Origin of the sequence: Sphingobacterium sp. G1-14 (assembly GCF_002196555.1) — a bacterium.
GTDB classification, from domain to species: Bacteria; Bacteroidota; Bacteroidia; order Sphingobacteriales; family Sphingobacteriaceae; genus Sphingobacterium; species Sphingobacterium siyangense.
Map to the genome: position 1 here is coordinate 2,174,630 of NZ_CP021381.1, position 23,187 is coordinate 2,197,816.

Annotated in this window: 10 protein-coding genes; 5 read left to right on the forward strand and 5 right to left on the reverse strand. The window is 42.2% G+C overall.

The features are described from left to right. Positions 1–64 precede the first annotated feature (64 nt). The 5 genes from bglX to CBM24_RS09080 form a co-directional block, all read right to left on the reverse strand. On the reverse strand, positions 65–2,341 hold the full coding sequence (gene bglX, locus CBM24_RS09060; protein WP_088160957.1) for a beta-glucosidase BglX: 2,277 nt from the start codon (positions 2,339–2,341) through the stop codon (positions 65–67). A 164-nt stretch (positions 2,342–2,505) separates the two neighbouring features. Next, positions 2,506–3,891: a glucoamylase family protein gene (locus tag CBM24_RS09065; protein WP_088160958.1), complete on the reverse strand. Its 1,386-nt coding sequence runs from the start codon at positions 3,889–3,891 to the stop codon at positions 2,506–2,508. Positions 3,892–3,967: 76 nt separating this feature from the next. After that, positions 3,968–5,398 carry a RagB/SusD family nutrient uptake outer membrane protein gene (locus tag CBM24_RS09070; protein ID WP_088160959.1) on the reverse strand — a complete coding sequence of 477 codons (1,431 nt, stop codon included), beginning with the start codon at positions 5,396–5,398 and terminating at the stop codon, positions 3,968–3,970. 20 nt (positions 5,399–5,418) lie between these two features. After that, positions 5,419–8,520 (reverse strand): SusC/RagA family TonB-linked outer membrane protein, encoded by a 3,102-nt coding sequence (locus CBM24_RS09075; protein ID WP_088160960.1) that lies wholly within the window; start codon positions 8,518–8,520, stop codon positions 5,419–5,421. A gap of 265 nt (positions 8,521–8,785) precedes the next feature. Next, complete coding sequence (locus tag CBM24_RS09080) at positions 8,786–11,671, reverse strand: triple tyrosine motif-containing protein (protein WP_088160961.1); 2,886 nt, start codon at positions 11,669–11,671, stop codon at positions 8,786–8,788. Between the two features lie 271 nt (positions 11,672–11,942). Here CBM24_RS09080 and CBM24_RS09085 point away from each other — a divergent pair, with 271 nt between their 5' ends. Genes CBM24_RS09085 through CBM24_RS09105 form a run of 5 tightly spaced genes read left to right on the forward strand, consistent with a single transcriptional unit; the run spans position 11,943 to position 23,184 of the window. Next, positions 11,943–15,032, forward strand: coding sequence for a SusC/RagA family TonB-linked outer membrane protein (locus tag CBM24_RS09085; RefSeq protein ID WP_232475738.1), 3,090 nt, complete (start codon positions 11,943–11,945; stop codon positions 15,030–15,032). Between the two features lie 27 nt (positions 15,033–15,059). Next, positions 15,060–16,628, forward strand: coding sequence for a RagB/SusD family nutrient uptake outer membrane protein (locus CBM24_RS09090; protein WP_088160962.1), 1,569 nt, complete (start codon positions 15,060–15,062; stop codon positions 16,626–16,628). 24 nt (positions 16,629–16,652) lie between these two features. Continuing rightward, positions 16,653–18,098 carry an alpha-L-fucosidase gene (locus CBM24_RS09095; protein ID WP_088160963.1) on the forward strand — a complete coding sequence of 482 codons (1,446 nt, stop codon included), beginning with the start codon at positions 16,653–16,655 and terminating at the stop codon, positions 18,096–18,098. Positions 18,099–18,135: 37 nt separating this feature from the next. Continuing rightward, entirely contained in the window at positions 18,136–20,607 is a 2,472-nt protein-coding gene (locus CBM24_RS09100; RefSeq protein WP_088160964.1) for a glycoside hydrolase family 2 TIM barrel-domain containing protein, read from the forward strand. Positions 20,608–20,613: 6 nt separating this feature from the next. Further along, a complete protein-coding gene (locus CBM24_RS09105; RefSeq protein WP_088160965.1) occupies positions 20,614–23,184 on the forward strand; it encodes a glycosyl hydrolase family 95 catalytic domain-containing protein in 2,571 nt (856 codons plus the stop codon). The last annotated feature ends 3 nt before the right edge of the window (positions 23,185–23,187 follow it).

Genomic DNA, 23,187 nt, shown 5'->3' on the forward strand with positions numbered 1-23,187 from the left:
AACATAAACAAGGCGGCCCTTATTTCCTAAAGGCCGCCTTGTTTTTTATACAGATGCAATAGATTTAAAGCAATTCAAATTCTTTTTCTTTTACATCGCGACTGTTCGAACCAATATAGACTTTGAAATTCCCTGCTTCGGCAACATAATTGAGGTTGTTGTCGAAGAATTTAAGATCGTCTACTTTGATGTTAAAGTTTACGGTTTTTTGTTCTCCTTTTTTGAGGAATATTTTTTGAAACCCTTTTAACTCTTTTACGGGGCGAGTAATAGAGCCAACTAAGTCCTGGATATAGAGTTGCACCGTTTCTTCCGCATCATAATTTCCTGTATTACTGATGTCGATACTTGCTTGAAGAGTACCTTTATCGTCGATTGTGTCGCGGTCAAGACGGATGTCACTATAGGTAAAAGTTGTATAACTTAATCCGTAACCAAAAGGGTAGAGCGGGGAATTGCTTACATCCAGGTAATTTGATTTGAATTTTTCAAAATCACCCGAGTTTCCATAAGGTCTGCCGGTATTTTTGTGTGCATAATAGATCGGAATCTGACCAACATTGCGTGGAAAAGTGGCCGTAATCTTTCCTGAAGGAACGACATCCCCAAATAAAACATCGGCTACTGCTTTTCCTGTTTCCGTTCCGCCAAACCAAACGTTTAATATTGCGGGTACGTGAGCATCTTCCCAGGTGAGCGTTAGCGGCCTACCTGTAAACAATACCAGTACAACTGGTTTTCCTGTTGCTAATAGTGCTTTTAACAGATTTTGTTGATTTTTCGGAATATCCAGTTCTGAGCGACTGGAGCTTTCACCTGACATTTCAGACGCTTCACCAAGTGCGGCCACAACGACGTCGGATTGTTGGGCAACTTTCAGGGCATCAGCAATGATCTCTTCTTCTTTTCGGGAATCGCGTGCGATGGTACGGCCGAACATGGTTGCGTGGTTTTGGTAAATCGGATCCTCCAACAGATTACTTCCGAGATGGGTGAGAATATTTACTTTGTTGCCTAACACGGCCTTCATTCCCTCAACTAAAGAGGCTGTTTTGTCCAATTCAGCACTGACACTCCAGGTTCCGGGCATATTTGGACCTGAATTGGCTAATGGGCCAATGACAGCAACTGTTCCTGTTTTTTTTAATGGAAGCACTTGGTTTTCGTTTTTCAACAAAACAAATGACTTTGCTGCAATTTCCCGGGCTTTGGCATGATTGGCAGCCGATCCGATCACAGTTTTTGCCCGTTTTTCGTCACAATAACGGTAGGGATCGTCAAATAAGCCTAATTTATACTTGGCTTCCAAAACAAAACGGCAAGCCCTGTCAATATCGGCAATTTTGACTTTTCCAGCATCCAAAGATTTTTTTAGCGTCGTCAGAAATCCTTCACCGACCATATCCATATCAACGCCAGCATTCAGGCTTAAAGCAGAGACCTGCTGGAAGTTACCGAGACCGTGTGCTGTTAATTCGTTTACCGCAGTGTAATCGGTTACGACCAATCCTTTAAAGCCCCATTGCTTGCGTAAGACATCAGTCATTAACCATTTGTTTGCCGAGGCAGGGACTCCATTGATATCATTAAAAGAAGTCATAATACTTCCCGCTCCAGCATCTAATGCCGCTTTGTAAGGCGGTAAATATTCATTGTACATGCGGTGGAGGCTCATATCTGTGCTATTGTAGTCACGGCCACCTTCAGCTGCACCATATAAGGCGAAATGTTTAACACAGGCCATCATGGTGTTGTGTGCTGCCAGGTTATCCCCCTGGAAGCCATGGACGATGGCTTCTGCTACCCGAGAGCTTAGATAGGTATCTTCACCTGCACCTTCGGAAATACGGCCCCAGCGTGGATCGCGCGAGATATCTACCATGGGCGAAAATGCCCAATTAATTCCATCGGCGGTCGCTTCTTCGGCTGCTATACGTGCAGATTGTTGAATCAAGTTCATGTCCCAGGTAGCGGCAAGACCTAAAGGAATTGGGAACACCGTACGATACCCGTGAATAACATCCATCCCAAAAATGATGGGTATTTTTAACCGGGATTGCTTGATCGCTATTTCCTGTGTTTTGCGGATTTTCGCTGGTGTACTCATGCTGAAAATCCCACCGATTTGACCATTTTTAATTTTCGCTTCTACTCCCGTGGATACTGTGGTTCCGGTTGTCGCTTCACCACCGGTTACCAAGTTAAGTTGTCCAATCTTTTCGTCGACAGTCATCTTAGCCATAAGCTGATCAATGAACGTGTCCATTTTCTGATTGGATTGCGCCGGACTTGTATGCCAGGCGATCAATGCAAGAAGGAAAGTACCTACTACTTTTTTCATCGTATTATTTTTTTGTGCGCATGGATTTTGCTTCCCTCGCTACATGGTAAGTTTATGTAAAGCGCTCAAGATGATTCTTGAAGCACTTTTATGGGATGTCCTGTTGTTTTCGTGGAAGGAACCATTCTCAACGTGTGACGGATTGAAAATGATTCCACAGACCACTATTTTAAATAAGGACTTGTAAAACCGAGTTTCTTTAGTCCTTGTTGAATTTCTGGGGCCTGCATAAATAGCTCCCAGATTTTACCTGTTCTATAGTTTTCGATCATGACAATAATAGGCCCCTGATCGATGGCTAGATAACGTTGTGGATACCAATTTGCCGTTTCACTGTAGGCGTCATAGTAACCATATTTACCCCAGACTTTATTGCCGAGTTGTTTATCTAGGTATTGCGCAAACTGGATGCTTTCATGTGGGGTGTAGGGCATGGAAGACAAAGCTGCTGTAGGCGAGATCACCCCAGGGTCGTTGTCTGGGTGATGTGCATCGTAACCGTTGATGGAATAGCTGGCGGTCCAGCCCCAGCCTTTATCCGAACCATAACCTTTATAACCTTTTGGGTTTAGATCTGCATAAGCCAAATTTATCTTGGCATGGTTGCTTGTCGCTTCCCAATAATCTGCATATTGGTCTTTTAATCCTTTGGGACTCAAACCTAAATAGGAGTAATGTTCCCAGAATAACGGGCCCACTTCACCTTCTTTGGCATTGTGCTTCAGTACAAGTGGAATGTCATATTTTTTAGCGGAGCTTTTAATGGCTCCAGCTCTTGCCCAACCCTCATGATACACTTGGGGTGCAATAGGGTATGTAGGTGAGGAGGCTGCTAAAATATAGGTAATCAGACATTCGTCGTATCCTCTGACCGGATGATTTTGCTGGAAGTTAAATTTAGGACTCCAATGCCAATAAATAACATTTTGTCCATTTGTGTAATGATTCCAATTGATTTCTTTCCATAGTTTATCTGCTTTTTGGGCAACGAGTTGGGCAGAATCACCTTTGTCTTTTAGATATTCCCGAATGGCGATTAGGCCTTGGGCTAAGAATGCAGTTTCAACGATGTCACCGCCATTATCTTTTTCACTAAAGGGTTTCGCTGTACCCAGTTCTCCATCGTACCAATGTGCCCAGGCTCCTTTAAACCGTTCGATTTTGCCTAGATAATCCATGATGTGATCCAGCTTTTGAACACCTTGTTCCTGACTGATAAACCCACGTTCCATGGCGACAATCATACCCATGAGCCCGAAGCCACTACCACCTATGGTCACGACATTCCGGTCATTTTGAGGGTAAACACCATCCATATGGATACGTTCCCTGGCGAGACCGGAAGTAGGTTCGGCACCTTCCCAAAAATATTGAAATGTATGTTGCTGAATAGTTGTTAATAGCGAATCTTCATTGATTTTGCTTCCATCGGTTGAATCAATCTTTGAGGGACTGTCTGGACTGCTATTAGTAGCGTTTTGGCACGAACTGCTGAGAATAAGCGCCAAAGCGATACCGCTAAGTGCTGGATATGCTATTCGTTTTCTCATGGATATGTTGTTTAATTCTTGAAAAAATGTTCAAACGACCATAGGTCGTTTGAACGGAGTTATTTTGTATAAATGATTACCAACCGGTATTTTGCGGCATTTCTGGCGTTTGGATCCGTTGATTCTCCGGAATTGGAAAAAGCATCATTTTATCCTGGAACGTTTTTCCATTGGCTGCCATGGCAGTTTTTCCCTGTTTTGTACGAATTAAATCAAACCAGCGGTCATGCTCAAAAGCTAATTCAAGGCGTCTTTCTTTCCAGATCAACTGGCGGAGCTGCGCTTGGTCGGTTGTCGTTACATTGGCTAATTTTACACGTGTCCGTACCATATTCAATGCGTTCAGCGCTTCGCTGCTATTGCCAACCTCATTAGCTGCTTCGGCCAGGATAAGATAAATTTCACCTAGACGGAGGTAACGTACGTTTTTATCGCCATCAGCGGCACCTCCATTTGCAGAGGAATACGCTTTTTCATTGTACATTGGATTTTCTACACCATTGTCAATAAGACGGCCATCATACAGGGTTTCGCCTCTGAAAATAATCGTGGCATCGCGACGGATATTGTCTTTTTCGGCATTGAAGGCATCCAATAAGTTTTGGCTTGGGATATTAAAACCCCAGCCTAAGTTGACCGCTCCTCCACGAGGTGCCTGTACTTGACTATATTGTTGGATACCATGTGCGATAGAGGTACCCCTTGCTTGAAATTCAAATAATGATTCAGGGCCATTTTCCCCCGCTAAACGCCAAATTGTTGCGTAATCTGGTTCGAGACTGTATCCTCCAGATGTGATGACAGTTTTCGCCATATCAGCAGCTTGTTGCCATTTGCTTTGATACAAATAGACTTTTGACATTAATCCTTGTGCAGCACCTTTGGTTGCTCTACCTAAGTCTTTTGCAGCATAAGCAGATTTGACTGGAAGATTGTCGATAGCAAATTGTAAATCAGCTTCAATATAAGCGTAAACCTCAGCTGCGGGTTCTCTTTTTATTAAATCACGTTCTTGAATAGGAACATCGCCCCATCCACGCACAAGATAGAAGTAGTTCAATGCACGTAGAAAACGGGCTTCGGCAATCAATCTGTTTTTATAAGCTTCGTCTGTCAATCCAAATTTTTCCGTGTATGCAATAGCTTGCGTAGCCCGCCCAATGGATTTATACCAACGTGTCCACATGGAAAGAAAGGAACCTGTTGTTGAAGTGTAAGTCAACTCGTCTAAACTTAGTTTATCACCACCGGCATCTGTCGCTGAACTACCTTTATCCGCATTATCGGAAAGCATGTCCGTGATACCAATGTAAGAGAAAGAATAATCCCAGTCCGTAAACATTCCATATACACCATTGACAAATTGCTCGGGTGTGTAGATTTCTTCACTGTCTTCGGCTTCAACATATTCTTTAGAAGGTACATCTAAGAAGTTGTTGTCTTTGCAGCCTTGCAATGCAATGCCCCCACTAAGAAGAATTGCTATATAAAGTTTGTTAATTTTCATTGTCTTCAAAACTAAGGTGATTAAAATTGCATGTTAAGTCCAAATAAGAAATTACGTGTCGTTGGATAAGCCGAAAGCTCAATACCAGAAGTTAAATTTGGACTACCGTCGCCTGCAAGTTCAGGAGAGAAACCACTATAATTCGTAAATATAAATGGATTCTGTGCAGTAACATATAATCTTAGTTTAGATCTCGAGCTATATAAGTTGTTGAAAGTGTATCCTACGGTGATATTATTGATACGGAAATAAGCGCCCGATTCAAGGAAATAACTCGAAGCCCAATATGCTCTTTCTGCACCAGGATGCTCATTGGTTGAACCTGCGCCAGTCCAGCGATTTTCAAAAGTTGACAACGCGATATTCTCACCCGCATTGGAACGGACACTATTTAAACCATTGTAAACCTTATTGCCCGCAACACCATATCCGGAGACATTAAAATCAATAGCTTTGTAATTAACACCAACATTGATACCATATGTTGAAGTCGGTAAAAATGATCCAAAGAAAACCTTGTCGCGGGAATCGATGACACCATCTTCATTTTGATCCTTGTACTTCAGATAGCCAGGTTTTGCAGCGCCAAACGATGGGTAATTTTTTACATCTTCAGCGTCTTGAAAGACACCATTTGCTTCAAACATCCACCAGCCATAGATCGGTTGTCCGACACGGAGTTGTTTGGTAATCTCCCCATTATTTAAACTACCTCCAGTAGCACGGTCATAGGCAGGAACCACTTCTGTTACTTTGTTTTTGTTGTAGGCATAATTGACGCCGACGGTATAACTGAATTCAGGATTAATGCTTTTGTTCCAATTTAAAGCTACTTCAACTCCTTGATTCAGTACTTTGGCACCATGCGCATAGAAATTTTTCTCTGAAGGAGAAGTGTAAGTTGGCGTTACATCAAGAATAGTATTGGTATTCAGCTTATGATAGTAGTCAATGGATCCTGAAAGCTGATTGTTTAGAAACGCAAAGTCTACGCCAGCGCCTGTTTCTCTGGTTACTTCCCAGGTTAGATTTACGGCAGGAGTACCATAAGCACTACCATACACCATATTCTGTTCAGGACCGAAAACGTAGTTATAATTTGAACTTTCTGGACTTGTTAAAATTGTGGATACATTTAACGGGATATCTTGGTTACCTAATTTACCCCAGTTTCCGCGCACTTTCAATAAATTAATCCAGCTGGCATCTTTCATAAAGCTTTCATTGGTTACCGTCCAGCCTAATCCCACCGATGGGAAGGTACCCCAGTATTTTCCTGTATTACGGAAAACACTTGATCCATCTCTACGCAATGTTGCCGTTAAATAATATTTGCTATCGTAATTGTACTGTAATCGTCCGAAATAAGAAGCTAAGGCCCTTGGAGTATAAGACGTTTGCAGCGCAACAATACCATAATTGGTTGTTCCTTTTGCAAGATTAATATTCCAGTATTGCTCTTGTTCAGGCACATTATAACCCGTTTGGCTGCTCATGCTGTTAATGTCGTATTTCTCACGTGACATCCCCACAACCGCCTCAATATGATGCTTGTCAAAATTCTTGTTGAAGGTCAAGAAATTCTCGATAGACCAACGGAATTGTTCCAGATTTTCATATTTCAGACTATTATCTACGTAGTCAAGGGCTTTTGGATTGTTTTCCTTTAATTTGATGAAATCAGATTCATTCAATAACGTATTTGCATTTAACCATTGATCTTTTACATTATTAAAAATCCGTTGTTTCGAATAAAATTTATTCCCGCCAATACGCGAATTGATTTTCAGATAATCGGTTATTTTGAATTCTCCTTCAAAACTTCCCTGTAGGCGGAGCGTATTTGTTCTTTCATTTTGACGTAAAACCTCATACACTGGATTTCCAATGGAATTTAAGTTTCCGATAGCTTGCCCAGGAGCTGCCTCAATACCGGCAACACCAGTTGTTGTATTTACACGACCTAAACCGTAACGGCCATTATCAAACATCACGGGAGCCAGCGGTGACTGACGATAAGCCGTGGTGAAAGCACTATAGGGCTTGGGCGTTGCGTTTGTTAATGTAAGATTTAAATTTTGACTGAACTTTAGGCGATTGTTTAAAAATTTATATACGTTGTTATTGCGTATGGTATTTCTTACAAATTTGGAGCCATCAAGAATACCATTTTCGGTATAATTGTTTGCGGATACGAAGTAATCAACTTTCTCAGTTCCCCCAGAAATATTAACGGAATTATTAAATACAGAACCTGTACGTAATAATTCGTCATACCAATCTGTATTATATTTTTGATTCTCTGCTAAACGGTACGATCCATTGGTCGAGGTTAGGTATTCATTGGCAAATGTTCTAAACTGATCAGCATTTGCCATTTTCACACGATTGAGGACATTTTTTATGCCTGCAAAGCTTTCATAATTGATGTTTGTCGTCCCCGTTTTACCTTTCTTCGTGGTCACGATAATAACACCATTTGCAGCCCGAAGACCGTAAATAGATGCAGAGGATGCATCCTTCAAAACATCCATAGATTCAATATCTGATGGGTTGATATTATTAATATCTGTTTGTGCAATTCCGTCGACAATATAGAGTGGATTCCGTCCTGATAATGCCGTTCCTAAGCCCCGGATAATTACATTAGGTGAGGAACCGGGGGCTTCATTTGCAATAATATTGATACCTGCAGCTTTACCTTGGATGGATTGCATCGCAGACATGGCAGGTTGCTTCGTGATATCGGATGATTTCAAGGAGCTGATCGATCCTGTCAGATCCGCTTTCTTTTGCGTACCGTAACCGATAACCACAACCTCTTCCAGTGCTTGGTTTTGATTTTCTAAGAATACATTGAGTTGCGTTTGATTGCCAATGTAGACGGTTTGTGTGCGATAACCCAGAAAGTTAAAGACCAATGAGTCGGTAGGAGAGGCGTTGATTTGAAATTTCCCCGTTGCGTCGGTTTTTGTAGCGACTGCTTTCCCTTTGATACTGATGGTGACGCCTGGCATGGAGATCATGCTTGAGCCATCTTTGACCACTCCTTGTATGGAAGTTTGTCCATAGGCAACAGATACGACCATGGATGTCAAAAATAATGCGGATAGATTCCTCATATCGTTAATTTTTGGTGTTTGTTTAAAATACGTTGGTTATTTCCCTGAAGCAAAGATGTTGATGTAGTACAACTTTGCCAAAATTTAACATTTTCACATCACTACTACATGAAATTTCAGCTTGCTCAGCTTACCTTTTTTTGTATTTTATGTTTTTGATAGTCAGCTTTTTAGGTAGTATTTTTAAACGAAATAACACGAGCTTTAGTGTGTTTTATACACTAAAGCTCGTGTGTGGTAATGATGTAGTGTTTGTGATGGGAATTTAACGTTCCATCAGGAATTCAGAGAGGTTTTTGTCTGTGGGAATGCCTAACTTTTTACGTAATCGATAGCGTCTAATCTCGACACCGCGTGTACTAATGTTAAGCAATGAGGCAATTTCCTTACTCGACATATTGAGCCTTAAGTAGGCGCATAGTTTAAGGTCATTGGGGACAAGATCAGGAAACTCTTGTTTCAATTTCTTGAAAAAATTCTCATGTGATTCGTTAAAGCTTCTTTCAAAAATATGCCAGTCACGATCGTCATTATGGGCATCATCAATGAGCTTGTTTATTTTTTTCAATTCATCCGAACTCAGTTTGTTGCCATCAGCATCTTTAAGCTGTTTAAGCTCGTCGTGTAAATTGTTCAACATTTCATTTTTGTAAACGATATTGAGTGCTGCATTGGCCAGTTCTTTATTTTTTAATTGAAGCTGATCTTCTAATTGCTGGTTTTTAAGTTTGATCCAGTACTTTTCTTTTTGCTCGGTTTCGCGTTCCAAAGCAATCTTTTTCTCTTCCAACCATTTTCGCCGTATTTGAAACTGACGCTTGCGCTCCTGCTGAAGACTAAATATATAAGCTAAATAGATGAGCGTTATCAGCACCAGTGTATAAAATACCTTTGCCCACCAAGAAAGGTACCATGGATACCGAATAGTAAAGGAAAACGTTTGAATTTCCGAAACCAAGCCCATATTGTCCTTCGCCCTTATTTTAATTTGAAATTTTCCATAAGGTAGATTCGTGAAATCTTGATAGGCAGTTTCACTCCATTCGGACCAATTGTCCGAGTAACCTTCGAGATAATATTGGTATTGAATCGGTGATGACGAATAATATGGACTTGAAAAGCTAATTCTAAGATTATTGTCCGATGATGATAGTTTGAACGCTGAATCTGGAATAATAACCTGTCCTGTTGTCAAGTTGATGAGTTGTGCTATTTGTGGAAGTGGCAACCTATATTTTTGTGATTTATCGGAATGACGATAGATTGCAAATCCATCATCTAAGCCGATGAGATAGTATTGGTTTTCAATAGGGAGAATGTTTTCATAGTTATTCATCATTCGATCCTGTAAGGGACTGAGCAGATTGGAGTCAATATGAAGTTTGCCCTTACTGTCAAAATCTACTTTAGCAATTTTTGTCTTCTGAATAAACCAGTAGCTGTTTGTATTGATCGGTATGACCTTATTTGAATTTTTATAGGTGCCTAATGCTGTGTTTAATTCATCGGCATAGCTGAATCTTTTTACAATATTGTCGAATTGGAGAAATCCGCTGTCCGTCGCAAATACAAGATTATTTTCTAATGTATAAATCCCTGTAAATTGCCTCTTTGAAGCGATACTGTCCTGTTTGGAGGAAAATAAAATATTTGCCTGTTGGAAATTCGCATCAAATCCGAGTAGTTGTATCTGTCCCCAATCGCCAATCCAAAAGGTATGGTTATCTTTTTGCGCCAAAAATCGAACGGGTTCTTTAACGCCCGCGAATTGCTGGACGAACTGAAGGTGTATACCATCGAAGCTAAATTTCGATAGGCCCGTATAGTTTCCTTGAAGAATATTTTTTGTTCCAAAAATAGGCTTGAATATCCAGCCGCCAGTGATCTGTGAAATCTTCTCGAGCCGCCCATTAACCAATTTGAAGGTTCCATCATTATGTCCACAGATAAGTTCATCGCCAAATATGGCTAAGGTCCATACCTGACCGTTTGAATTGGGAATCTGAGAAAAATTTAACGAATTATAATTGTTTAATCCCTTCCATTCGCTTGAGAATAATCCCTTATTGGTTCCAAGATAGATTTTCCCCTGATAGATAATTGATGTATAAACCGTACCAATTTTTCCAACAAAATCAGTATAAAATGATAACGGGGAGTTGATTTCAATGCGGTCTATACCATTATCAAGTCCCACCCAGATATTCTTCTGATTGTCCTTCACAATACTGAGAACGGTATTGTTTTGGAGACCATTGTTTTTATTGATATGCTGAATGACCTGACCATTTTTATTGATGACAATAACACCGTTTTGGATGGTGCCAAAAGCGTATTGTCCGTCATAGAGGTATAAGCCATTGTTGATTTGTGATTGGCTCAAGAGCTGGTTTGCCGGAACAGGCCAGGGTAGGATGGAACCATCGGCTTTCATCAGGTAAAGGCCGTTTCGCGAAGTGGCAATAAGCGAGGTCGTTGCGTCGAAAGGTAAGATGGCAAGTACATTTTTATCTTTCAAGACCTCTTTTCCTTTTACAGGGATAAGTTTATCCTGTTTAAATTCATGCAGACCACTTGGCAGCTGTTCGAAAAATAACTTGTTATCGAGCTGATGCGGAAATAAAAAGGGTTCACCTTTGGCGGTTAGCTGCCGTATACGATTGTTTTCCCAAATATAAGATTTGGAAAATGTATGAAAAAATACCCGTTGGTCCTCAACAATGATTTTCCAGATTTCTTCGTTTGGAAAATAGGTCTTGTCCTGCACAAGTTTAGAGAGACTATGATAGGTCAAGTTTCCGAAAGGTTTGGAAGTCCAATAGCCAAATTCACCTCTTCCGCCTGTATAAATTTTTCCGTCTTTACCAATCGCAACACTTCGGACTGTTGAATGATTTGGCAGTGGAAAGATACGCCAGTATTGTCCGTCAAATTGTAACAGTCCCTCGGTATTTGCACTATAAATGCGACCATCTTTATCGACTGCCAAAGACCAGTTCTGATTTCCAGCCTTGTATTGGTCTTTTTTGTATTGTTTTACAAAAGGTGTTCCTGTAGGTATGATTGTCTGGCAATAGCCAGGGTGCATTAAAAAAAATAAAATGCTGCAAAACCAAAAGATATAGACGTTACTATATTTTTTTGTTGTCATCGACTCCCTCACTTTAAACTGATTTTGGGGACAATATATCGATTTTATCGCAGAATTGATAATCTCCCTCGCGGTACGGAGTTCTGGGAGCTCCGGCAGATCTCCTTCTTATTTTGGAGCTGAACCGATGGAACCATTTAATCGTGTTGAAAATCAGGAATGAAGCTATTTATTCCACCTATTTGAACAAAAAATACTCCTTTTGCTGTGAACGATTTTTGATATTTGAGTTCATTTACTTCGTTAAATAACCAAATAAACCAAAACAACTATGATAACACCGATAACCAAAACGGTAGGGAAGGGGTTACTTTTATTTTCGTTGATGAGCATGTCTGCACCAGTGGTGCTTGCCCAATCGCAAATAAAGATATCCGGAAAAGTAAGCTCCTCAACAGGCGAGCCTCTTGCGGGGGTTACAGTACAGATAAAGGGGGTGAAAAACGGCACTGTAACCGATGGGGCCGGCAATTATCAGATTCTTGCGCGAGACATTGATGTCCTGATATTCTCGCTGGTAGGCAAAGAGAAGGCTGAAGTCCAGGTCAATAAGAAAGATCACATTAATCTCGTTCTCCAGGAGTCCAGTAGCCTGATTGATGAAGTGGTGGTTGTAGGCTATGGTACCCAGAAAAAAAGTAATTTAACCGGTGCTGTTGCTGCTGTCGATGGAAAGGTGCTTAACAAACGTATCGCTACAAATCCAACGCAATTACTTCAAGGTCGCATGCCCGGCCTTCGTGTTACGCAAGGATCAGGAGAAGCAGGGAATGAAAATGTGAATCTCCAGGTAAGGGGATTGGGTTCTTACGGCGCCTCTTCCGCTCCACTGGTTATCGTAGATGGTATCCCCGGGAGTTTGGAAAATTTAAATCCTCAAGCAATCGAGAATATCACCGTATTGAAGGATGCTGCCTCAGCCGCTATCTATGGGGCAAGAGCAGCAAATGGGGTTATTCTTGTGACGACAAAACAGGGTAAAGCTGGAAAAACACAACTGAGCTACGATTATAATGTCGGAATTACCAAAGCCTCAGCTCTTCCAGACCTCGTGTATAATTCCGTTGATTACATGAACCTGTATAATCAGGCAAATAAAAACTCCGGTGTCACAAATCCAAATGCTTCCTTTAGCCAGGAGATGATTGATGCCTACAAAAATGCAACAGATAAAAAATTATATCCCGATTTTAACTGGTTGGATGCTGTCTTTAGAACTGTCCCGGTGCAAACGCACAATTTAAGCTTAAGTGGTGGTGCAGGGGGAACAAATTACAATGTCATACTGGGCTACGTCAATCAACCTGATATTATGATGGGGACTTCTTTTAAAAAGTATAATCTACAGCTTAACCTAGGTTCTAAAATCAATGAACGGATAAGTTTTGGTTCAAGTATTACCTTGAATTATGGCGATCGGAAATACCCTAGAAATGGTAGTGAAGATCAGTTTTTGTCTACCATTAGTCAATCACCACTTTATGGACCTGTATTACCAGATGGTAGTGGTCGCTATACGTCCAGGGCATATCCTTTTCAGTCCCCAAATAAAAACCCTGTTGCAGTTGCTGAAAATGCATTTACAAGACTGAACAATTATTTTATGCAAGGCAATATTTTTTTAAATGTGAAAATATTGGATGGACTGGATTGGAAGACTAGCGGCGGGTTGACCTATGGCTTTACAAAAAACTATACCAACAAACCTGTGATTAATCAATACATGTGGTTCGCCAAACCCGATGACCTACCCGCCAGACAGCTTGATGTCGGTGGTCAAGGGCTAGAAGTAACGGACGACAACAATGTGTATCCGGTGGGATACACGCAACTGACTTACGATAAGTCTTTTGGAAATCATAACATTAAAGTGCTGGCAGGAACCCAGGCAGAATACAATAAAACACAAAAATTGTTCGGAAGTAGGTTGCAATTTCCCAACAATGATTTGCTTGAGCTTGATGGTGGCGGAGCTGGCCAACAGTCTAATAGCGGTGTGACCAATGAGTGGTCATTGAGGTCTTACTATGGTCGATTAAACTACGACTACAAAGGCAAGTATCTACTTGAAGGTAATGCGCGTTACGACGCCTCTTCACGTTTTCCTGAAAATAGAAAATGGGCATTTTTTCCTTCATTATCCGGAGGTTGGAAAGTTTCGGACGAGACGTTTTATGGGCCTAAATTGAAAGAAGTTGTTAATGAACTAAAATTAAGAGCCTCTATTGGAACACTGGGTAATCAGAATATTGGTAACTATCCTTATCAGATTGTTTACAATTCTTCTTTTGCTTATCCTTTTGATGAAACACTCCAACAGGGGGCTCGCCAGGTAGCCATGGCTAATGACAGGATCAAATGGGAGAGTACCAAAGTCCTGGATTTCGGTGTGGACTTCGGGCTATGGAACAACAAATTGACCGCTTCTTTCGATTGGTATAACAAAGTAACATCAGATATTTTATCCGCTTCTACGGCTTTCCCTTCTTATATTGGGCTGACTGCACCGACCGTAAACTATGGTGAATTGCGTAACAGAGGTATAGAACTCGGTCTTCAGTACCGTGATAAAATTGGAGAGGTATCGCTGACCCTCAATGGAAATATTCAGGCCAATCGCAATAAGGTGATGAAATATGGAGCCGAACGTATCTCGGGCAATACCATTATCCGGGAAGGTTTACCTTATGGTAGTTTTTATCTTTTGGAGAACACGGGTATATTCCGTTCGAAGGAAGAGGTGGCAGCCTCTCCGGTGCAACAGATTCCGGCGCAACCGGGTTATCTGAAATTTGCCGATGTAAATGGCGATAAAGTTGTGGACAATAATGATCGTATTGTCGTGCCGGGCGCTTATCCAGATTTCGATTATTCCTTTAACGCGACGGCTGTTTGGAAGAATTTTGATTTTACAGCCTTTTTCTTCGGTTCTCAGGGACAAAAAATATTTGTAAGTGAGTGGGGAATAGTTCCTTTCAGGCAAGGTGGTACATTCACCCGCGACTGGATGGATGCTTGGACTCCAGAAAACCCCAATGCATCGCTTCCAATAGTCGGTGCTGAAAATACCCCTGCCGCAAATAACGTAAGGACTGCGTCGACTTTCTTTTTAAAAGATGGATCGTTCCTGCGTCTTAAAAATATTCAGGTAGGCTATTCTATTCCACAGAGCACCTTGTCCAAAGCTGGTATTTCTGGCCTTCGCATCTATTTTGCGGCGGATAACCTGGTCACATTCTCCAAGTTCCCCGGTTTAGATCCCGAACGTGGCGTTTCATCAAGTGGTGGTGCAACATCAGGACGTTATGTGACTCATCCTCAGAATAAAGTATTCGCATTTGGAGCGAGCATCACATTCTAATCTAGTGGTAACTAAAAAAAAATAAAGATGAAAAATAGCGTAAAAAAAACATATCTATACCTAAGCTTAGCTACCCTAGCTTCACTAGGTAGTTGTACAAAAGATTTTTTAAATAAAAACCCAACGGATAAAATTTCGGAATCAACCTTTTGGAAAACGCAGACTGATGCTGATTTGGCACTATCGGGCTGTTATGAATTTCTTTGCCGGGGATACAATTCGACGTCTTCATCCAATGCACGCGGTGGTTGGGGGGGAGCAAGTATGTTTTGGGATGGGCTTTCAGACGATGCCTTTGTGTCCAGTACCTCCAATAACTTCAATATTATTTCGCGATCCGGAATCTCCTCAACAACCGGCGGAATGCAATCTGAGGGGTATGAGATTTCGTATCAGGCCATTGCTGCATGTAATAAATTGATTGCCAATATTGACCGCATTACAAGCATGAGCCAGCAGGACCGTGACCGATATAAAGCAGAGGCTCGTTTTATCCGGGCCCATTACTACTTTTTGTTGACCAATCTGTACGGTGATGTGCCATTGACTTTAGAACCCCTAGGTATGGACGATGCGAGTATTCGGTTGGGTAGAACACCTAAAACCAACGTTATCGAAGCGATTTTAGCAGATTTAGATTACGCGAGTGAAAAACTGCCAAATACAGGATATAAGGGGCATGCTGTGAGGGGAGCTGCATTAGGCTACAAAACAAAGGTGTTGTTGACTGCAAAAAAATGGGCCGAGGCAGCGGCAACAGCGAAGATTGTTATGGATGAAAACAAGTTTTCGATCTATCAGGGTGGTTACCGTGATCTGTTCCGAAAACCTGGACAAAATAACAATCCCGAAATCATGTTCTCCGCTCGATTTTTACCGCCCAATATGTATAGCCCAGCAGATATGATGTATTCTTATCTGAAGACAATACAACCGTTGGGGTATCTGGTGGATTCTTATTATGCCATCGATGGAAAAGATATTAAGGAATCGACGGTTTACGATGCTAAAAATCCTTACGAAAATAGAGATCCACGGTTGAAGTCGACAATCATGTACCGCGGTGTATGGAGAGGTACCACTGCATCTTCAGCTTTTGATCCGGTTGCCGAAGGGGTTTTGGGTGGTTTTTTACCGAGAAAATATATCAACGAATCGAAATGGCCAACCAGTTACGCGACACAAAGTGATCAGGATTGGGTATTCTTACGTTATGCAGATATTTTATTGATGTACGCAGAAGCGAAAAATGAAAGTGCCGGGCCTGATCAGACAGCTGTAGACGCGTTGAATAAGGTAAGATCCAGGGCTGATGTGAAAATGCCGCTCTTAGAGTTTAGCGGTTCCTTGACAAAAAATGAATTCCGCGATATTATCCGTCATGAACGGAGGATTGAATTGGCTTTGGAAGGGCAACGTTATTTTGACTTGAAACGCTGGGGGATGATCAAAGAGGTGATGGATAAAACCAAGGATCCCGATGGAGCTTCACGGTTATTCATGGCAAGAGATACCTTATGGCCAGTACCTCAATCTGAGGTAGATATGGCCAAAAGTTTAGGCAATGACAATTTTAAGCAAACACCAGGTTTCTAAATTAAGAAAAAGAAAAATTCAGGTATGAAAGCTATATATAATATGTTCTTGTCAATTGTCCTCATCATGGTGATAGGTAGGGGATCATTGACTGCGCAAGTGAACCGCTTGCCCGATAGTGTACGCATGAAATGGTGGGAGGAAGCCCGGTTTGGCATGTTTATCCATTGGGGAGTATATGCGCAGTTTGGCGGTGTTTATAAGGGGCACGAACAGGCACGTGGTGGAGCAGAATGGATTATGAACCGCTCTAAAATTCCGGTTGATGAATATCAGGCGATGGCAAAACAATTTAATCCCACACAGTATAATGCAGACGAATGGGTACGCATGGCGAAAGATGCCGGGATGAAATATTTGATTATCACGGCCAAACACCACGATGGTTTTGCGCTCTTTGAAACAACAGCGAGTAAGTGGAATATGGTGGATGCGACGCCCTACGGTAAAGATGTTTTGAAACCTTTGGCCGAAGCCTGCCGAAAATATGGCCTGAAACTTGGCTTTTATTACTCACAGGCACAGGATTGGAATAACCCTGGTGGATCGGCTGCTCGTAAATTAATGCGAGAAGGCTGGCCTAATCCAGATTCAACCCGCATAGATGATTACACACTAGCACATCATGGCCATTGGGATCCCAAACAAGAAACAGCGAGTTTTAATGACTATATCAAAAACGTATCTGTGCCTCAGGTCAAAGAATTGTTGAGTAACTATGGGGATATTGCTGTGCTATGGTGGGATACACCAACCAATATGACCGACGAAGCCGCAAATATGCTTCAGGACCAATTGGCATTACAACCCAATATTATCACAAATGATCGATTGAAACGGCCTAATTTCCCCGGCGATACCAAAACGCCGGAGCAAAAAATTCCAGATTGGAGTGAACTCGAAGGCAAACATTGGGAAACTTGTATGACCATGAATGGCACTTGGGGCTACCGTACATCAGATCATAAATGGAAGTCTGCCGAAACCTTGATCCGCAATCTCGTTGATATTGCTTCCAAAGGTGGAAATTACTTGTTGAACGTTGGTCCAAAACCCGATGGATCCTTTCCACAGGAGAGTATAGAACGTTTGGCTGTAATTGGCAAATGGATGAAAGCCAATAGTGAAGCAGTCTACGCGACCAAGAGTAGTCCTTTACAGCCATTTGAATGGGGGAGATGTACCATGAAGGAAGATGGAAAGCGGACTTATTTGTATGTCTCCGTATTTGACTGGCCAAAAAATGGCATAGTTGAACTTCCGATTGAAAATAAAGTTTTAAAAGCTAGTCTTTTAGCCAATAATCAAGTGTTAAAGGTAAAATCGAATGCCAATGGTATTCAGATTGCCGTGCCTGAGCAGACCATTGATGCTGTTGCTACAGTGATTAAGATTGAAGTGGCTGGCAAATTTAAGCGCGAAAAAGGGGCCGGAGCAAAAAACATGAAAACTGGGGCTTTGGACGAGTAAGGCCGATAAGATGAAAAGCAGATACTAAAATAGCATAATGAAGAAAAGTAGATTGAATAAAATAATTGCGTTGTTGTTGACTTTTGGAGTTGCTCAGCTCCACGCTCAGGAAGTTAAGCGGATTGATCAAGGCTGGGATTTCTTAAAGAGCGATCTGGGGGGAATCTGGGAAGCTGTAAGACCGGTGGGAGCCGGTAATCCCGAGTCTGTTCCACTTTGGGAGCAGATAAATCTGCCGCACTGTTATAATGCGCTGGACGCTGTTGATCCAGCTATAAATTATTATCAGGGGCCAAGCTGGTACAGAAAATCGCTGGAGATCGATAACCCCTATTTAAATGGTCACACCCTTCTTCATTTTGAAGGAGCCGGACAAAAGACAGCTGTTTATATCCATACAAATAAAGTTGGGGAGCACGTTGGCGGATACGACGAATGGACTGTGGACATTACAGATGCCGTTGAAAAGTTTAAAAAAACAGCCGCTTTTAAAAAACAGTTTAAGGGCAAAATACCGCTTTCAATTCGTGTGGATAATTCACGTGATCTCGAAATGATCCCTTCTGATCTGTCTGATTTTAACGTCTATGGAGGTATTTACAGACATCTAAACCTGAAATATGTTCCGCAGACAGCTTTGGAGCGTGTGTTTGTTGAGGCGTCAGTAGGGGCCGATGGTAAGCAGGGAGTGGTCAACGTCCGCGGACGGTTGATGCCATTTTCGGCTCAGACAAATTTTGAAGTCGAAACGCAGCTCTATGACCCTGCTGGAAAAATCGTGCAAACCCAGCAACCACAGGTAAATAGGGGGACGTTGAATCTTGAATTTGGACAATTCCTGGTCAAGAAGCCACAGCTTTGGAGTCCTGATCAACCGGCTTTATACCGTTTAGTTACGACAATCAAAAGCAATGGACAAGTATTTAAAGAAGAGAGTGTCTTTGGCTTTAGACATGTAGCGTTTAAAGAAAAAGGTCCTTTTCTGCTGAACGGGAAAAGGCTTTTGCTTCGTGGTACCCATCGTCATGAAGACCATGCCGGCGTTGCTGCAGCAATGACTGACGATCAGATTCTACAAGAGATGACACTGATGAAAGAGATGGGCGTAAACTTTATACGCTTGGGACATTATCAGCAGAGTCGTAAAGTGCTTGAGGCCTGTGATAGTCTGGGCATTTTGGTTTGGGAAGAGATTCCATGGTGCAGAGGTGGATTAGGTGGTGAGGTCTATCAACTTCAGGGAAAACGGATGTTAACCCATATGATTGAACAGCATTATAATCATCCATCGGTCATTATCTGGGGGCTTGGTAATGAAAATGATTGGCCCGGTGATTTTACGGAGTTTGATCAGGCAAAGATAAGGGCTTATATGAGTGAACTCAATGATTTAGCTCATCAATTGGACCCGAGTCGGAAAACAGCAATACGACGTTGTGATTTCTGTAAAGATATTGTTGATGTTTATTCGCCCTCCATTTGGGCGGGTTGGTATAGAGGTGTTTATACCGACTATAAAACAGCGTCCGAAGAAGAAATGAAAAAGGTAAAACATTTCCTTCATGTGGAGTGGGGCGGGGATAGTCATGCAAGACGACATGCAGAAGACCCTGATCGCGCTTTAGCTAAAATCAAAGGTGATGGCACAACAGATGAACGGGCAGGCGATGCGTCGCTCATTGGTGGTGCAGCACGGGTTTCTAAAGATGGCGATTGGAGTGAAAGCTACATCTGTAATCTCATCGATTGGCACTTAAAGGAACAAGAAACAATGCCTTGGCTCACGGGAACAGCCTATTGGCCATTTAAAGATTTTTCAACTCCGGTCCGACCAGACAATCCTGTGCCTTATGTCAATCAGAAGGGTGTTGTTGAACGGGATTTTACCAAAAAAGAATCGTACTACGTATTCCAGTCGTATTGGACAGCGAAACCAATGCTGCATATTTATGGCCATACTTGGCCGATCCGTTGGGGTGAAAAAGAGGAGTCGAAAATGATAAAGGTATATTCCAATGCCAGTGAGGTTGAGCTTTTTGTCAATGGAGAAAGTCAAGGATTAAAGAAAAGGAATAGCCAAGATTTTCCAGCGGCAGGTTTGCGCTGGATGGTGAAACTGAACGAAGGAAACAATCAGATTAAAGCTGTCGCGAAAAACGGACGGGAAATTCTAGTGGATGAAATTGAACAGCAGTATCAGACAAAAAAATGGGGTAAACCTGCCAAATTACTTGTCGAACAGATTGCTGCGGAAGGCGAAGTAATCACTGTGCAAGCCCAAATTGTGGACGATACCAATACCCCCTGTCTCGATGCAAAGGACTGGATCTATTTTGGTTCAACCGGCGATGGTCAGTTGATCGTCGATCAAGGCACTTCTACGGGGTCGAAAAAAGTACAGGCCTACAATGGTCGTGCATTGATTAAACTTCGACTGCCTTCGGGAACAGCCGTGGTATCAGGCAGGATGGAAGGATCAAAGAGTACCTTGTTAACAATAGAAAAATAGTACAAGATGTTAAAAGCAACGAATCATTTGAACTTCTTTTTACTGCTTGGCCTCCTGGGGACGATTGCTCCATGCCGTGCACAAAGCAATTCGCCGCAGCTGAAGCTTTGGTATAATCAGCCGGCCTCACTGTGGGAAGAAGCACTGCCACTTGGAAATGGCACAACAGGAGCGATGGTCTTTGGAGGGCTAAGTAGAGATAGGTTTCAAATTAACGATAATACGCTGTGGTCGGGTGAACCCGATGCGGGCAATAATCCAAACGGCCCGCAGGTTTTACCCCAGGTGCGACAAGCCATCTTTGCTGGAAAATATGAGGACGCAGCAGTTCTTTGGAAGAAAATGCAAGGACCTTATTCTGCTCGGTATCTACCTATGGGCGATTTATGGTTGGATTTTCATCAGGACGAAAAAAAGGTCAAAGATTATAAACGGGAGCTGGATCTTGAACGAGCGATCAATCAGGTGAGCTATTCGTATCAAGGTGTTCGATACCAAAGGGAAAGTTTTGTCAGCTTTCCGGATAAAGCATTGGTGGTTCGATTGAAAGCGGACAAGAAAAAATCAATTACCTTGGATCTTTCTTTGACCAGTAAGCTCCGATATAGCGTTTCGACCCAAGGGGATAATCAACTGACCCTTCAGGGTAAGGCGCCGAGTTTTGTCGCCAATAGGGATTATGAACCCCAACAGGTGCTGTACGATAGTGTTGGCGGAAAAGGGATGACCTTTGCGATGCAGGTCAGTGTAAAAACTACCGGTGGTGTAGTGAAAAAAGAGCAGGATAAGCTTAAAATTATAGGCGCTGATGAGGTGATTTTATTTTTGACAGAAGCGACAAGCTTTAACGGTTTTGATAAGTCTCCGAGTCAGGAAGGTAAAGATGCCACGCTGCTCGCAAAAAAACGCATGAATACGGTCTCCAAAAAGAATTTTCATACCTTACTTGCAAACCATCAAAGGGATTATCAAAGGCTATTCAATCGTGTAGCCTTTGCGCTGACCGGTACTTCTGCACATGATAAATTACCTACAGACCAGCGTGTCATGCAGTTTTCCAAAGGACCGGCCGATTTGGGACTTCTGACGCTGTATTATCATTTTGGACGCTACTTATTGATTGCCAGTTCCAGACAAGGAGGAAGGCCTGCAAATTTACAGGGGATCTGGAATGATCATGTGCAGCCACCGTGGGGAAGTAATTATACGAACAATATCAATACAGAAATGAATTATTGGCTTGCGGAAAATACCAATCTTGCAGAATGTCATCAGCCTTTGTTTGATTTTATGGATGAGCTGGCGATCAACGGGGCTAAAACAGCATCGGTAAATTATCATATCGATAAGGGCTGGGTTGTGCATCATAATTCCGATCTATGGGCCAAAACTTCCCCTCCGGGCGGATATGATTGGGACCCCAAAGGAATGCCACGCTGGTCGGCATGGCCTATGGCAGGTGCCTGGTTAAGCACACATCTATGGGAACACTATCGTTTTACGGGTGACAAAACTTTCTTGAAGGAGAAGGCCTACCCATTGATGAAAGGGGCGGCCCAATTTATGCTGCAATGGCTGATTGCTGATCCTGGAAATAAATATCTCGTGACCAATCCTTCCACTTCACCTGAAAATACAATTAAAATAGCAGGTAAAGAATATCAATTGACTATGGCCTCTACCATGGATATGGCGATCATTCGTGAGCTTTTTACAGCTGTTATTCGTTCATGTACGATATTGGGTATTGATCCTGAATTTAAATCGGCTCTAGAAGAAGCGAAGGAAAAGCTTTATCCCTATCAGGTGGGCCAATATGGACAATTACAAGAGTGGTTTAAAGATTGGGATGATCCAAAAGATCAGCATCGGCATATTTCCCACTTATTTGGTTTATACCCGGGCAATCAGATCAGCCTTGCGGAAAACAAGGCTTTGGCTGCGGCCGCCAAGCGTTCATTGCTTTTGAGGGGCGATGTCAGTACCGGCTGGTCGATGGCCTGGAAGACAAATTGGTGGGCGAGGCTTCAGGATGGAAATCATGCCTATAAAATCCTCAAGGATGCCTTAAATTTTATCGATCCTAAATTGGATCGTGCTCAGATGAGCGGTGGTGGAGCTTATCCGAATTTATTTGATGCACACCCACCTTTTCAAATTGACGGTAATTTTGGTGCTACGGCCGGAATGACTGAAATGTTGCTGCAAAGTCACGATGGTGCTGTTCATTTATTGCCGGCTCTACCTGATGAATGGTCTGCTGGGACGATTAAAGGAATTAAGGCCAGGGGAAACTTTACCGTAGACATTGCCTGGAAAAATAACGTATTGACCGAAGCAATGATCGTATCCAATATTGGAGGTGTTTGTCGTTTGCGTACACCTTTACCCGTTAAAGTTGTCGGCATCGAATCAAATCAGGCAGCTGTCACAGACAACACGCTATTATATAAACCGGAACAACTACCGTATACGATCGCTGATCCGTCCAAATTGCCATCGTTAGCAGCTACGAAAACGTTCGAAGTTCAATTTGAGACGATAAAAGGTAAACGGTATCGTATTGTTCCGCTATAAATC